This is a genomic window from Rouxiella silvae, from assembly GCF_002093625.1.
Taxonomy (GTDB): Bacteria; Pseudomonadota; Gammaproteobacteria; order Enterobacterales; family Enterobacteriaceae; genus Rouxiella; species Rouxiella silvae.
Genome location: NZ_MRWD01000058.1, coordinates 3,310 through 16,071, shown reverse-complemented (window position 1 = coordinate 16,071; position 12,762 = coordinate 3,310). Strand labels below are relative to the sequence as shown.

Genomic DNA, 12,762 nt, shown 5'->3' with positions numbered 1-12,762 from the left:
CAAAAAATGCCTCAAGAAAGGCGGTATTCACTGCCAGAACGTCCCGGCGATACCCGTCAGCTGGGGCAACTCACCGGTTCGGCCTGCGCGTTGGAGTGCGCCGAAATCAGCGAGCGCCATCCCGGTCCGGTGATGCTTATCGCGCCGGATATGCAGAACGCACTGCGTTTACGCGATGAGATCCAGCAGTTTACCGAACATAAAGTGATCAGCCTCTCCGACTGGGAAACGCTGCCGTACGACAGTTTTTCTCCGCATCAGGAAATTATTTCTGCCCGTCTGTCGAGCCTTTATCAGCTACCGACCCTGGAACGCGGCATAATTATTCTTCCGGTCAATACGCTGATGCAGCGCGTTTGTCCGCATGAGTTCCTGCACGGGCACGCGCTGGTGATGAAAAAAGGCCAGCGTCTTTCACGCGACAAACTGCGTTCACAGCTCGAACAGGCAGGATATCGCAGTGTCGATCAGGTGATGGAGCACGGCGAATTTGCCACACGTGGCGCCCTGCTCGACCTCTACCCGATGGGCAGCGATGAACCTTACCGCATCGACTTCTTTGACGACGAGATTGACAGCCTGCGCCTGTTTGACGTCGATACCCAGCGCACACTGAGCGAAGTCGAATCAATAAATCTGCTGCCTGCCCACGAATTCCCGACCGATAAAAATGCTATCGAGCTGTTTCGCAGCCAGTTCCGTGAAAAATTTGAGGTCCGCCGCGAGGCCGAGCACGTTTATCAGCAGGTGACCAAAGGCACTTTCCCTGCCGGTATTGAATACTGGCAGCCGCTGTTTTTCAGCCAACCATTGAGCACACTCTTCAGCTATTTACCGAAAAACACCCTGCTGCTGAACACGGGTGATTTGGAACAGGCCGCCGATCGTTTTTGGCAGGATGTGGTTCAGCGTTATGAAAGCCGCCGCATCGACCCGATGCGCCCGCTGGTTGAGCCAGAACTGCTGTGGCTAAAAGTAGACAGCCTGTTTTCCGAGCTCAAGCAGTGGCCACGCATGCAGCTTAAAACCGAGCTGCTGGCGGAAAAAAGCGCCAATACCAATCTTGACTATCAGCCGCTGCCGGACCTCTCCGTGGTGCCGCAAAACAAAGCGCCGATGGACAACCTGCGCCGCTTTAACGAAACCTTTAACGGCAGTGTCGTTTTCTCAGTTGAAAGCGAAGGTCGTCGCGAGACCCTGCAGGACCTGCTTGGCCGCATCAAGCTGCAACCTCAGCTGATTACCCGCATCGAGCAGGCCGCAGAGCCGGGCCGCTATATCATGATTGGTGCCTGTGAAAAGGGTTTTCTGGACAACCAAAAACAGCTGGCGCTGATTTGTGAAAGCGACATGCTGGGCGAACGCGTGGCCCGCCGCCGTCAGGACACCCGTCGCGCGATTAATACCGACACACTGATCCGCAACCTCGCCGAGCTGCGTCCAGGCCAGCCGGTGGTGCATCTCGAGCACGGCGTAGGCCGTTATTTAGGCCTGACTACTTTAGAAGCGGGCGGCATTAAGGCCGAATACCTGATTCTGACCTACGCCGGTGAAGACAAGCTTTATGTGCCAGTTTCTTCCCTGCATCTGATTAGCCGCTATGCCGGAGGTGCTGATGATACCGCACCGCTGCACAAACTCGGCGGAGAGGCATGGTCCAAGGCGCGGCAGAAAGCGGCTGAAAAAGTGCGCGACGTGGCGGCGGAGTTGCTGGATATTTATGCCCAACGTGAAGCCAAAGCGGGTTTCGCCTTCAAGCACGATAAAGAGCAATATCAGCTGTTCTGTCAAACTTTCCCGTTTGAAACCACCCCGGACCAGTCACAGGCCATTAATGCCGTACTGACCGACATGACGCAACCGCTGGCTATGGATCGTCTGGTGTGCGGTGACGTGGGCTTTGGTAAAACCGAAGTGGCGATGCGCGCCGCGTTTCTTGCCGTCTCCAACAACAAGCAGGTTGCGGTACTCGTCCCGACCACGTTGCTGGCGCAGCAGCACTTTGACAACTTCCGCGATCGCTTCGCCAACTGGCCGGTACGCATTGAAATGATGTCGCGTTTTCGCAGTGCCAAAGAGCAGCAGGCGGTGCTTGAAGAAGCCGTTGAGGGCAAGGTCGATATTATTATCGGCACCCATAAACTGTTGCAGAGCAATCTGCACTGGAAAGATCTGGGCCTGCTGATCGTCGATGAAGAGCACCGCTTCGGCGTGCGTCATAAAGAGCGAATCAAGGCGATGCGTGCCGATGTGGATATTCTCACCCTCACCGCGACGCCTATTCCGCGAACCCTGAATATGGCGATGAGCGGCATGCGCGACCTTTCGATTATTGCTACGCCACCGGCTCGCCGTCTGGCGGTGAAAACCTTCGTTCGCGAATACGACAGTCTGGTAGTACGTGAGGCTATTTTGCGCGAAGTGCTGCGCGGGGGCCAGGTTTACTATCTTTACAACGACGTAGCCAATATCGATAAAGCCGCCGAACGACTGGCAGAACTGGTGCCTGAGGCGCGTATTGCCATCGGTCACGGACAAATGCGCGAGCGTGATCTTGAACGAGTGATGAATGACTTCCATCATCAGCGCTTTAACGTATTGGTTTGCACCACCATTATTGAAACCGGTATTGATATTCCCACCGCCAATACCATTATCATGGAGCGCGCCGACCACCTTGGCCTTGCCCAGCTGCACCAGCTGCGTGGCCGCGTAGGGCGCTCGCATCATCAGGCCTATGCTTATCTGCTCACCCCGCCGCCTAAAGCGATGTCTGCCGACGCCCACAAGCGCCTCGAAGCGATTGCCTCACTCGAAGACTTAGGAGCCGGTTTTGCGCTGGCCACCCACGACCTTGAGATCCGCGGTGCCGGTGAGCTATTAGGTGAAGGCCAGAGCGGGCAAATGAGTTCTATCGGCTTCTCGCTGTACATGGAACTGCTCGAAAACGCCGTTGAAGCGCTAAAAGAGGGTCGCGAGCCGTCGCTCGAAGATCTCACGACCAGCCAGACAGACGTTGAAATGCGCATGCCTGCGCTGCTGCCGGAAGAGTTTATTGCCGACGTGAATACCCGTCTATCATTGTATAAACGCATTGCCAGTGCCCGAACTCCGCAGGAAGTTGACGAACTGCGCGTAGAGCTGATTGACCGTTTTGGCACCTTGCCTGACGGTGCGCGTAATTTGTTGAGCATTGCCGTGCTGCGCCTTAAGGCCAAAGCACTGGGCATTAAGCGTATCGAAGGCAATGAGCGTGGCGGATTTGTCGAGTTTAGCGACAAGAATCGCGTGGACCCAGGTTATCTGATTGGTTTACTGCAAAAACAGCCGCAGGTTTATCGATTGGATGGCCCAAGTAAGCTGAAGTTCATGCTCGACCTGACCGACAGGCCAAAACGCCTGAAGTTTGTTGATGAATTGCTTGAGGAGTTTGCGGGGCATCAGCTCGCGGGCTAATACTCAGGCTCTGCAATCACGATGCTTAAAAAGCAAAAGCCCGAGCGTAAAACTCGGGCTTATTACTCAGACAAGGAACAGATTTTTGACGAAAAAGTTAGCTGCGGGTCAACTGCAACTGACCGCTCTTGTCCAGAGGGATCTGCGTGCCCGGATCGTGGTCCATGCGCACTTTGCCTTGCTGATTACCGATTTTGTAGGTCACGTCATAGCCCAACATTTTTTCTGACTTGTCATAGATGGTGCTGCAACGCTGCTTCTGCGTGGTATAGGTGTCGTTGTCCTGCATTGAGCTTTGAACGCGGTTACCCGCATAACCACCGCCCAGCGCACCAGCAACCGTCGCTAAATCACGTCCGTGCCCGCCGCCAAACTGATGGCCCAGAACCCCACCCGCGACGGCACCCAATACAGAACCGGCGATTTGATTTTCATCCTGCACCGGACGACGGTGAGTGACCGTAACATTACGGCATTCCTGTCGTGGCGTTTTGATGGTTTCTTTAATGGGCGTTGCGCTGACAACCTGCGCGTACTGCGGAGCAGAAGAAAAAACGTTCATGCTTGCGACAGCCGCAACGCCTAATGCCGCCGCCACACCGATACCGACACCCGCTAACATTGACTTGTTCACAGGACATTCTCCTAAAGTGTTAACACGCATTTTGCTCCCTACTCATCGACTCCCTCGAGGGAACGGCGTGCGTGAATCGCCTTCTGTAAACAGTTCTCTTGAACCTGAGATAAATTTTGCGCATTTAGCCCAGAGCGAACAATAAGACTATTGGAGAAAAAACGCTGAATATACGCATTAACGGTGGGCTTTAGGAGCATTCTTAGGATATTTCACCAAACGAATGCACACTCGGGTGTTTGTATGATTAAAAATTTTAACCAAGGGAAGGTGTTTGTTTTGAGGGGATAAAGATGGAATCGATTCAGCCTCCGGTAAAAAAACCGGAGGCTGTACAGTCATTTAGTGAAGTTTAAGACGCGGGCGAATAACCCGGTTAATACTGCCCACTAACATCATCAACCCGGTCTTCGCATAGCCATGCAGCGCAATCTGATGCATGCGGTATAAAGAAACATAGACTAAGCGTGCCAATCGGCCTTCAACCATCATGGAACCTTTAGTCAGATTCCCCATCAGACTGCCTACGGTACTAAAACGAGAGAGTGAAACCAGTGAACCATGGTCTTTGTAGACATACGGTTTCAGGCTACGGCCGCTGCGCTGAGCCATGATATTGGCAAAACAGCGAGACGCCATCTGATGCGCTGACTGGGCACGAGGAGGAACAAAACCACCACCGGGCAGCGCACAAGAGGCACAGTCGCCAATGGCGTAAATATCGGCATCGCGCGTGGTCTGCAACGTTGGCTCAACCACCAGCTGATTAATACGGTTGGTCTCCAGACCCGCAATATCTTTCAAGAAGTCGGGGGCTTTGATACCAGCAGCCCACACCATTAAATCAGCTTCAATAAATTCGCCGTCTTTGGTGTTAAGGCCATTTTTATCCGCGCTGGTGACCATGGTTTTCGTCAATACGCGCACGCCAATTTTGGTCAATTCCTGATGCGCAGCAGCAGAAATACGCGGCGGCAAAGCAGGTAAAATGCGTTCGCCGGCCTCGACTAATGTCACGTTAAGCGCCTGATTATCAAGACCTTCAAAACCATAGCTGTGCAGCTCTTTCACCGCATTATGCAGTTCGGCCGACAGCTCCACACCAGTCGCTCCGCCGCCCACAATAGCAATATTAACCGTGCCTTTTTTATCTGGATTAGCCGAATACTTAAGGAACAGGTTGAGCATTTCATTGTGGAAACGGTGAGCCTGATGCGGGTTGTCCAGGAAGATGCAGTTCTCTTTAATGCCCGGAGTGCCGAAATCATTGGAGGTACTGCCAAGCGCCATCACCAGTTGGTCATAGGCCAAGTCACGTTCGGCCACCAGCAGTTCGCCGTTGGTATCACGAATTTCAGCCAGCGTGATGGTTTTATTGTCGCGGCTAATGTTGGTAAGTGAACCGATTTGGAAGGTGAATCCGTGGTTGCGTGCATGTGCGAGGTAGCTCAGTGCATCAACGCCATCATCCAGGCTTCCCGTGGCAACTTCATGCAGCAGTGGCTTCCACAGATGACTGTGGTTACGGTCTACCAAAATAATCTCGGCTTTTTTACTGCGACCCAGTTTGCGACCCAGACTGGTTGCAAGCTCAAGACCGCCTGCCCCACCGCCGATAATCACGATTTTTTTCTTTGCTTCAGTCACTATGACCCCCTCAAATGTAAACCAAATGTTATCTAAGGGTAAAAATTTATCCTTAGATAACATAGGGTTGTTCAAGTTAAATCATCTTCATGGCTGAGAATAACATGGCGGGGTCAATTGGTTATACCAAAATTGATCTACATCAATTTTTTTCGGAATAGCCCGGCGATAACAATTTTTTTGCAGCTTGTTATTCAAACAGTTAACGCCGGTTAGCAGAAAGGGATATTTTAAAAAGTTACAATTAAATGATTCAGACGCGGTGCTGAAAAGCCTTTATGCGCTGTAAATGCACAGAAATGTTCTTGAATTTGTGGCTCTGTTCTTCATCCCAAATGATGGAATAGTAAGGAGATAACGCATCGGCCGTCTCTTGGCTATCAAGCACGCCGTCTTCACGCGAGAGGATCACCAAACATTGGTCGCGGTTTTTCTCTCTAAAATCGTTCACGCACTTGGTGGCAATATCCACGTACTCTTCCGGTCGATCGATTTTTCCCGTCATGTTGTTCTGCGGTGACAGATTAGGATTGAACATCACCTGGCGTATGCCGCACAAAAAGCCGATACGTTCCGCCCAATAACCGCCAAGCCCTACGCCACAGATAAGCGTGGTTTTACCTTCTGCCTGCTGCTGCACCTTGTCGACTTCCTTGATGAGGTGTTGCATATCATGACGAGGGTGCAGCGTGCTGTAGCTGAGAAATCGAACATCGGGATCGATAAACTGCAGCTGCAACACCTTCTCATGATTTCCCGGACTGGTTGAGTCAAAGCCATGCAAATAAATGATCATATCTTTCCTCATTAAACCTCGGTATCACTTTATAGGCCGTGACAGCTATAGAGTCTGTCAGGCCTGCTTGTGCGCCTGCCAGCGCTCATCCAGCGCCGTTAACGCCTGATTCGAGCGCTGCCAGCGGTCAGTATCACGCAGCGCCTGACGGCTGGATTTGCCCTGATAGGCTCCCCCATGGTACAAGCCGGCAACCTGCTCTGCCTTGATCGGTGACAGGTTATCAAGCACGCTCACCGCCCCGTCGCGGTTGTTGCATACCAAAATCATGTCACAACCGGCATCAAGTGAGGCCTGACCGCGCTCGGCATAACTGCCCATCACGGCGGCACCTTCCATCGATAAATCGTCAGAGAAAATGATGCCGCCAAAGCCCAGCTCTTGGCGCAGAATCTGCTTCAACCAATAAGGCGAACCGCTGGCCGGACGTGGATCTGCCTCGGTATAAATCACGTGCGCGGGCATGACAGCGTCGAGCATCTTGCGCTCAATCAGCTGGCGGAAAATGACCATATCGTGCTGGCGGATTTCCTCAAGCGGGCGATCGTCGCGCGGCGTTTCCTTATGCGAGTCGGCAGTCACTGCGCCGTGCCCCGGGAAATGTTTGCCGGTCACTTTCATCCCGGCCGCGTGCATTCCGCGAATATAGCACTCGGCAATATCCAGCGCTTTTTGCGGGTCAGCGTGGAAAGAACGCTCACCAATCGCCGCGCTGATATGGCCAATGTCCAGTACCGGTGCAAAGCTTATGTCGATGTCCATGGCAATCATTTCTGCGGCCATCAGCCATCCGGCCTCTTCGGCCAAACGCCCCGCTTCACGCGGATCGTTTAACGCAGCGAATGACTGCGCGGCGGGAATGCGGGTAAAACCTTCGCGAAAACGCTGTACCCTTCCGCCTTCCTGATCTACCGCTAACACCAGGCGCTGGCGCGAGGCCGCCCGAATTTGGCGGATCAGTTCCTGCAATTGCTGAACATCATGATAGTTACGGGTAAACAGAATCAGCCCACCGACCAGCGGGTGCTGCAAAATCTCGCGCTCTTCAGCATCCAGCTCATAGCTGGCAACGTCTAACATTACTGGACCCAAAACCGGCCACTCCTGATTATATTTCGTTAAATAATTGCTGGCGCAGCGTACGCGCCCAATCGATATAGCGTGTGTCGGCAGTTTGCTGCCAGCGCACTTCAAACCACATAAGCATCAAATAATCGAGCCACGGCTGCCACTGGCGGGCTTGACGCTCAAGTTTAAGAGTATCTGAATATCCGCCGCTCAGAACATAGTATCGCAGTAGCTGCGCTCGTTGTTGCGCACTGTAGTCATTTGCACGAAACAGCGCGGCAAACTCTAACGCGATATCTGCGTTTGCGGCATACTCCCAGTCGATTAGGCAGTCACCCTGTGGCCCCTCGACCCAGTTTTCAGGGTGAATATCCATGTGTGCCGTCGATATTTTAAGCGCAGAGGGCAGTCGTCGTTTCATTAAACGCTGGTGTACCCGCAGCCAGGCAGGTGTTAATCGCCGCGCATCAATGGACTGCCAATAAATCTGCAACCGCCGTTTTAAGTCAAGAGGCTCGCCCTGTGGGGTGCTGCCGTGCAACGCTGCCAGCATAGTTGCTAAACGCTTTTGCGCAGATTGACTGAAAAAAGAGGCCGTATCCAGCGTTTGTCCGTTAATCCAACTCACCGCCAGCCAAGGGCTTTTCCAACAGATTACTGAAGGGGCAATGGCTTGGGGCGTCAAAGATCGCAGCAGTCTGCATTCGCGTTTACGGCTAATGCCCAGCAGCCGTTTTTCGGCCGACTCATGCCGCGCCAAACAGCGGTGCTCACCCGCCACAATGCGCCAGCTTTCGCTGCTTAGCCCTTCAACGGGTGTAAAAATACAACCGGCGGAATAATCCGCCGGAAGATATTTCTTAACCCAGACTTGCAGACTATTGCTGATTTTGCACCGCACCGCTGCCGGACCAAACGATTTCACCGCTTTGCACTGTCATCAATTGCATATCAAGCGTTGGCGATTTCACGTTACCGCTGGCGTCACTGTACAGCACGTATTGGGCATTAACCTGACGCGCCAGTGCAATCGCCTTGCTGCGAGAAACCAAGTTGTCGTCCGGCGAAAGCCCCATCGCCTGTTTCGCCGTCGCCAACTGTGAAGCCGGAACCACAGTAAAGGTATTATTCGACGCCAGTGCCGTGTGCATCGCCGAGGTTATTTTACCGGTTTGCAGAGAACCGTTGGTGCTGTTCTTCACGTTATCGAGCAGCAAAACGCTCCCCGCCTGTACGCCTTCAGCTTGCAGCATTTTGGCAACCAGTGGCTGCACAGTCGCGCTCCAGTCAATAGACTGCAGCTTAGGCGGCTGAGGTATGGTCTGAACCGGTGGCTGACCTGACGTTTCAGGGGTTCCCGTACTAGGTACGGTCGTCACGGGGGCAGTGGTCGTCGGTGGTGGCGTCTGAGGTTGCTGCGACTGTTCTTCCTGGGTCGTGATACACCCACTGAGTGCCAACGTTGCCAATGCCACGAGTAAATACTTTTTCATCAACCCTCTCCGTACCGAACTTTAAAGATAAAGATGGACGCGCACACTGTACGCATCAAGATTGCCATTAAGCGAGTAAATATCAACGTCTGAGTTTGCCGGAACGGTAATGGTGCGCGGCGCGGCAAACGGCAGCAGGTCTAACCCCTGCTTATCATACCAATAGAAAACATAGTGTATTTGTATTGCTTTGGGCTGATTGTTACTCAGAGACAGCGTGGCCTTTTGACGCCCCTGATCCACAGACAGCGACGGCGTGCCGGGAATGATCCCGGCGGTCAACACCGGTGATTCCATAATAACCGTTTGCTGATTATTCAGCGCGATGCCCGGCTTGCTGCTGCACCCAGTCAGACACAGCAGCACTGCACATGCCATCAAAAATCGCATAACCTTCCCCTAATAAGCTTCAAGATACCCACGGTGGTGGGCATCAAAGCCGCAAAAACGCGTTTTAGTGCGACAAAAGAGGGCCAAGATTATGACCACCCACCAGGTGCATATGTATATGATACACCACCTGACCGGCGTCTTTGTTGCAGTTAACTATCAAACGGTAACCATTTTCTGCAATGCCTTCCTGCTCGGCAATCTTGGCAGCGACAGTCATCATGCGCCCGAGTGCGGCTTCGTGCTCGGCGGTGACATCATTCATGGTCGGGATCAGCACGTTCGGAATGATAAGAATGTGGTTAGGTGCCTGCGGGGCGATATCGCGGAAAGCGGTGACCAACTCATCTTGGTAAACCACGTCTGCCGGAATTTCGCGGCGGATAATTTTACTGAAAATAGTTTCTTCGGCCATGATGTTTCTCCATTGATCGCGCTTCATTACAAAAGCGGTGAGCGCAGTATGAGTCAGCCATTCTCCAATTTTCAAGTTTTTAAGGCGTTTGCAGTTCAACACAAGGCTAAAGGGCTGTGGCGACTGATATCAAACACGCTTTTCAATATCTGTCGCCACTTTTCAACTGACTAAAATTCAATCTAAATTAGTCGTATTATTGCTACAATTTAAATGCTCTTTTCAACCACGTCGCCTACAATGCCATCTTTGTTTTTAGGTGTAATTGTCATCTTATTATACCCATTTGAATTATATATATTCACACAAACGACTTTACCCTGACTTGTTTTAGAGCTGCCCGTCCACGTGATAACCGTATCCCCTTCATCGCTTCCACCCTTGGCATCATAGTCGTAATGCGCGGTATATTCCCTTAGAGAAGAACCGCATGATTTGATAGATGCACTGAGATTACTCACCGCAGGTTTAGGCTTATCTTTTATAGGGCCGTAGTGCGTTGAAATTCTTGTATTTCCAACGGTATTATCAGAACTGGTTGCCGTCACCTCGAAAGAAATATGGCCTCCTACATCATTGGCTACCAGTCTATAATATCGCGTTCCTTTTGCTACCACTGTTCCCTGAACATACCAGATGATTGTTTTTTCGGTTTCGGTATCATCTCCATCTAGTAAAGCATAGTTTGCCTTCAATTCTTGACCCACTACGTGTGTCCCACTAATATTTAATCGGTCTACACTGGGCTTATTGACAACAGCGCCAACACTGGGTGATGAAGATGATCCTCCCGTTGACCCACTAGAATTTGTTGCAGTAATCCTAAAGCGAATTTCGGCCCCTACGTCATTGGCAGTCAGCACATATTGTGGCTTAGTGGCCCCGGGGATTATTCCTGAATTACTCCCAGAGGTGCGCTCCCAGGTAATTGTTTTTTCAGTTTTAGCTGCATCCCCATATAGCAAAGTGTATTTAGCGTCTAACGTCTTTCCTACAATTGGCGTTCCGCTGATGCTCAGGTTAGATATGCTCGGTAACGGTATAACATTGCCTGTAGTAGGTGATGAAGATAATCCTCCCGTTGACCCACTAGAATTTGTTGCAATAATCCTAAAGCGAATTACGGCCCCTACGTCATTGGCAGTAAGCACATATTGTGGCTTAGTGGCCCCGGGGATTATTCCTGAATTACTCCCTGCTGAAGTACGCTCCCAGGTAATTGTTTTTTCAGTTTTAGCTGCATCCCCATTTTCTAAAGTATATAAGGCGTCCAAAGTCTGACCTTCTATTGGACTACCCCAGATCCTCAGATTAGTTATGCTCGGTAACGGTATAACCTTTATTTTATTGGAAATAACAAAACTACTGAGTTCATCCAACGTATTATGCGTGATAGCTTGAACATAGATTTCGTGGCCAACGTCTGCAGCAGTAATAACGTAGTCTTTACTTTTCGCCCCCGTTATCCATTCTTTTTCATTCATCCATTGGTAACTCGCCTTTTCCTTTGCCTCTGCAACACCGTTACCGACGTAATTATAAGATGATACCAGCTTACTTCCGATGGCAGATTGCCCGGTAATTTTTAAATCTTTAATGACAGGTTTTCCATGTTTAACGGTAACGGGGACTTTTATAGATATCGGTGCCGCCGTGGTGTCGGTTGCTGCCTGTTTGACCGTAATGTCGGCCAGACCTACCTCCCCAAACGTCAGATCGCCTTTGTCAGAGACCTTTACTACGTTTTCTTTCGATGAACTAAAGCTCAATTTCCCGCCGTTGCTGCCGGAGAGACTCAGCTTTCCCTTCGCCGCCCCAAAGTCAACTGTTACAGGATCTGCATACAGCACTAGCGCGTCTTTTAGATTGACGGTGACGATAGGTGTGACCGTCTGTCCCTTGTGGGTAGCAGTTTCCGCCTCCGTCACCGTCACCTTCGCGGTGCCTTTAGCCTTCGCCGTAACGTTACCCTCATCGTCTACGCTGGCGATGTCTGGCCTGTCACTGCGATAACTCAGCTTGCCACCTTTGTCTCCGTTGCTACTGGTTATCTTCACCTTGTGCGTTTGGTCAATTTTTAGCGTCATCGGCTCGGCCTTTAAAACTCTGCCGAGTGTTTTCCTAACTGTAACGTTGACTTCGATAGCCTCCGGAGCCGCCGTGGTTGCTGTTTCCGCCTGACTTACTGTGATACTAGTCGTACCTCCTTTCACAAAGACCAGATCGCCTCTGCTGTTCACCGCAACAATGCTCTCATCTGCAGATGTAAAGCTTAATTTCCCATCGTTGCCGCCCTGAACATACAGCGGGCGCGGCACCGTACCAAACTCCCACGACACAGGGTCAGCATGCAGCACCGGCGCGTCGTTTAAATCAACGCTGACATCGAACGTTAACGCCTGACCAAGGTAGTTGGCGCTCTCCGCCTCCGTCACCGTCACCTTCGCCGTGCCCTTTGCAATCGCCGTAACCTTACCGTCATCGCCCACACTGGCGATTTTTGGATTATCACTGCGATAACTTAGCGTGCCGCCGTTGCCGGCGCTGACCTCAATACCCTGAGTTTTAAGAACTTTCAGTGTCATCGGCTCGGCTTTTAAAACTGTGCCGAGTATTTTCCTAACGGTAACCGAGACTTTTATCGATGCCGGCGCCGCCGTGGTGGCGGTTGCCGCCTGACTGACATTGATACGGGTCGTACCGGCCTTCAGAAGCGTCAGATCGCCTTTGTCAGAGACCTTAACTACACCCGCAGAGTCGGCTTGATAAATGTAAGGACCCTCGTTGCCGCCCTTAACACCCAGACCCACATTCACTGTACCCCAGTCCACCTTCACAGCCTCGGCCGTGAGCACCGGCGCGT

Annotated in this window: 10 protein-coding genes; 1 reads left to right on the top strand and 9 read right to left on the bottom strand. The window is 51.7% G+C overall.

All coding sequences use genetic code 11. The annotated features are described in order from the left end of the window. Positions 1 to 6 precede the first annotated feature (6 nt). On the top strand, positions 7 to 3,456 hold the full coding sequence (gene mfd / locus BS639_RS19980; protein WP_084984128.1) for a transcription-repair coupling factor: 3,450 nt from the start codon (positions 7 to 9) through the stop codon (positions 3,454 to 3,456). A gap of 97 nt (positions 3,457 to 3,553) precedes the next feature. On the opposite strand, the gene BS639_RS19975 is transcribed toward mfd, so the two are convergent. From BS639_RS19975 to BS639_RS19935, 9 genes are all read right to left on the bottom strand, one after another. Further along, positions 3,554 to 4,090, bottom strand: a complete 537-nt coding sequence (locus BS639_RS19975) for a glycine zipper 2TM domain-containing protein (protein ID WP_055783164.1) — start codon at positions 4,088 to 4,090, stop codon at positions 3,554 to 3,556. 342 nt (positions 4,091 to 4,432) lie between these two features. Then, the gene (locus BS639_RS19970; protein ID WP_055783761.1) at positions 4,433 to 5,737 is read right to left on the bottom strand and encodes an NAD(P)/FAD-dependent oxidoreductase; all 1,305 of its coding nucleotides are present in this window, start codon (positions 5,735 to 5,737) and stop codon (positions 4,433 to 4,435) included. Positions 5,738 to 5,990: 253 nt separating this feature from the next. Further along, positions 5,991 to 6,533: an alpha/beta hydrolase YcfP gene (gene ycfP / locus BS639_RS19965; protein WP_055783162.1), complete on the bottom strand. Its 543-nt coding sequence runs from the start codon at positions 6,531 to 6,533 to the stop codon at positions 5,991 to 5,993. A 57-nt stretch (positions 6,534 to 6,590) separates the two neighbouring features. Beyond that, the gene (nagZ, locus tag BS639_RS19960) at positions 6,591 to 7,625 is read right to left on the bottom strand and encodes a beta-N-acetylhexosaminidase (protein ID WP_173882119.1); all 1,035 of its coding nucleotides are present in this window, start codon (positions 7,623 to 7,625) and stop codon (positions 6,591 to 6,593) included. A 16-nt stretch (positions 7,626 to 7,641) separates the two neighbouring features. Next, positions 7,642 to 8,526 (bottom strand): phosphotransferase, encoded by an 885-nt coding sequence (locus BS639_RS19955; RefSeq protein WP_233427722.1) that lies wholly within the window; start codon positions 8,524 to 8,526, stop codon positions 7,642 to 7,644. Then, complete coding sequence (lpoB, locus tag BS639_RS19950; protein WP_055783155.1) at positions 8,480 to 9,094, bottom strand: penicillin-binding protein activator LpoB; 615 nt, start codon at positions 9,092 to 9,094, stop codon at positions 8,480 to 8,482. The genes BS639_RS19955 and lpoB overlap by 47 nt, the downstream gene beginning before the upstream one ends. Before the next feature lie 21 nt (positions 9,095 to 9,115). Next, complete coding sequence (locus BS639_RS19945; protein ID WP_055783150.1) at positions 9,116 to 9,484, bottom strand: YcfL family protein; 369 nt, start codon at positions 9,482 to 9,484, stop codon at positions 9,116 to 9,118. Between the two features lie 64 nt (positions 9,485 to 9,548). Next, a complete protein-coding gene (gene hinT / locus BS639_RS19940; RefSeq protein WP_055783146.1) occupies positions 9,549 to 9,899 on the bottom strand; it encodes a purine nucleoside phosphoramidase in 351 nt (116 codons plus the stop codon). A 209-nt stretch (positions 9,900 to 10,108) separates the two neighbouring features. Beyond that, the coding region (locus BS639_RS19935; RefSeq protein ID WP_158086945.1) for an Ig-like domain-containing protein at positions 10,109 to 12,762 on the bottom strand (2,654 nt) is incomplete at its 5' end.